This is a genomic window from Streptomyces anatolicus (assembly GCF_019400875.1).
GTDB classification, from domain to species: Bacteria; Actinomycetota; Actinomycetes; order Streptomycetales; family Streptomycetaceae; genus Streptomyces; species Streptomyces anatolicus.
The window spans coordinates 1-2,124 of record NZ_WMBF01000743.1 but is presented as its reverse complement, the minus strand read 5'-3'; the positions used below and the strand labels follow the sequence as shown (position 1 = coordinate 2,124).

At 73.0% G+C, this 2,124-nt stretch carries 2 protein-coding genes; one reads left to right on the top strand and one right to left on the bottom strand.

Annotated features, from left to right (window positions below):
• Window positions 1-54: 54 nt before the first annotated feature.
• Complete coding sequence (locus tag GKQ77_RS32050; RefSeq protein WP_219692633.1) at window positions 55-870, bottom strand: 2,3-dihydro-2,3-dihydroxybenzoate dehydrogenase; 816 nt, start codon at window positions 868-870, stop codon at window positions 55-57.
• Window positions 871-970: 100 nt separating this feature from the next.
• On the opposite strand from GKQ77_RS32050, the gene GKQ77_RS32045 reads away from it, so the two are divergent.
• The coding region (locus GKQ77_RS32045; protein WP_219692632.1) for a FecCD family ABC transporter permease at window positions 971-2,124 on the top strand (1,154 nt) is incomplete at its 3' end.

Below are 2,124 nucleotides of genomic sequence, written 5' to 3'. Positions count from 1 at the left end.
GGTGGGTGGGGGAGCCATCCGCCGCGAAGCGGCGGCCCAGGAAACCGCCCAAGCTCAGCGCAGCGAAGCGCCGCCATCGACGTAAAGCTCCTGCAAGGTCACATGCCGGGCCCGCTCCGAGGCGAGGAAGAGCACCGCCTCCGCGATGTCCTGGGGCGCGGCGATCCGGCCGAGGGGAATGCCGGTGCGGTACGTCGCCGGGTCACCGTCGACGACACTGCGCGGCACCTCCGTCTGCCCCTCGGGCCACAGGGCCCGCTGCATCTCCGTATCCGTGGAGCCCGGCGCGACGACGTTGCAGCGCACCCCGCTGCGGGCGACCTCAAGGCCGAGGCACTTGGTGAACATCGTGGCCGCCGCCTTCGACGCGGCGTACGCGGCCATGCCGGTGCGCGGGATCCCGGCCGCGTTGGAGGCGACGGTGATGATGCAGCCGGAGCCGCGCGCCGTCATGTGGGAGGCGGCGGCGCGCGAGGTGTGGAAGACGCCGGTGGTGTTCACGGCGAAGGTGTCGGCCCAGTCGGCGTCGGTCAGTTCGGCGACGGGTGCGGTACGGAGGATCCCGGCGACGTTCACGAGGAGGTCGAGGGCGCCGTGGTCGCGTACGACGCCGTCGATGACGGAGGTGACGGCGGCGGGGTCCGTGACATCCATGACGCGAGGCGTGATCGCCCCGGCGAGCGCCCGCCCCATCAGGGCCAATTCCTCAAGCCCCCGCGCCGAGCGATCCGTGGCGACGACATGGGCGCCCCGTGCCGCAAGCGCCGTGGCCACCGCGGCGCCGATTCCCTGGCCCGCGCCGGTCACCAGAGCCGTACGCCCGGCGAACTCGCCCTCGGCGTACGGCTCGTTCGGTATGTGGTCAGGCATGTGAGCGACCTCCCCCTACTTTTTAGGTAAGCCTAACCTAACGTATAACTACTGCCCAGAGGTCGCCATCCCGTCGACATAGTTAGGCTAGCCTCACCTTATGCGCATGCCGACCGTGGGCACCACGCCCCCCGCCCCCCAACTGCCCGAATCCTCACGGGAGTTGACCGAAACGGACGGGCGCGGCCCGGCACCCGAGCGTGCCGCCCGCCGCCAGGTGGCCCTCGCCGTCACCGGATTCAGCCTCGCCCTGCTGCTGCTCGCAGCCCTGTCGCTCTCCGTCGGCGCGGGCGAGGTCGGCCCCGGCGGCGTACTGGACTACCTCCTGAACCGGCGCGGCGCGCGCGGCGATTCACGCCTCGCCCTCGTCGTCGGCGACCTGCGCATCCCCCGCACCCTCACCGCGCTGCTCGTCGGCGGCGCCCTCGGGGTCGCCGGGTGCCTGCTCCAGGCGGTCACCCGCAACCCCCTCGCCGAGACCGGCCTGCTCGGCGTGAACGCCGGTGCCTCGCTGGGTGTCGTCGCGGGCATCGCGCTGCTCGGGTTGGATTCCGGTTACGCCTATCTGGGCTGTGCCTTCGTGGGCGCGGTGGTCGCGAGCGGGCTGGTGCTGCTCATCGCCGGGCGCAAGGGCGGCGGCTCCCCCATGCGGCTCGTCCTCGCCGGATCGGCGCTCGGCGCCACCTTCGGCGGGCTCACCAGCGTCATCGTCGTCAACTCCGCGGAGACGTACGACAGGTTCCGTTTCTGGGTGCTCGGCTTGCTCGCCGGCGTCGAGGGGTACGGCGAACTCGGGCGGCTCGCCCCGGTGCTCGCCGCCGGATTCCTGGTGGCGCTGCTGGTCGCCCGGCCGCTCTCCGCGCTCGCCCTCGGCGACGACCTCGCCCGCAGCCTCGGCCACCGGCCGCCCGTGATCCGTACGGTCGTCGCCGTCGGCGTCACCCTGCTCACGGCCGCCGCCGTCGCCCTCGCCGGACCCATCTCCTTCCTCGGCCTCCTCGCGGGCTTCCTCGCCCGCGCCATCGCGGGCACGCGGCTGCCCGCCCGGCTGCTCATCGCGGGCCTCGTCGGCGCCTGCGTCCTGACCGTCTCGGACGTCGCCGCCCGCGTGGTCGCCCGCCCGTACGAGGCCCCGGTCTCCGTCATCGTGGCGCTGATCGGCGCGCCCGTACTGATCCTCATCGTCCGTTCCAAGTCGCTCGCCACGATGGGCATGACGGACCCGGCGACGGACGAAAGCGCCCCCGCCAAGCG

Coding starts and splice junctions, on each gene's coding strand:
- GKQ77_RS32050 (WP_219692633.1), bottom strand. CDS start 870: ATGCCTGACCACATACCGAACGAGCCGTACGCCGAGGGCGAGTTCGCC.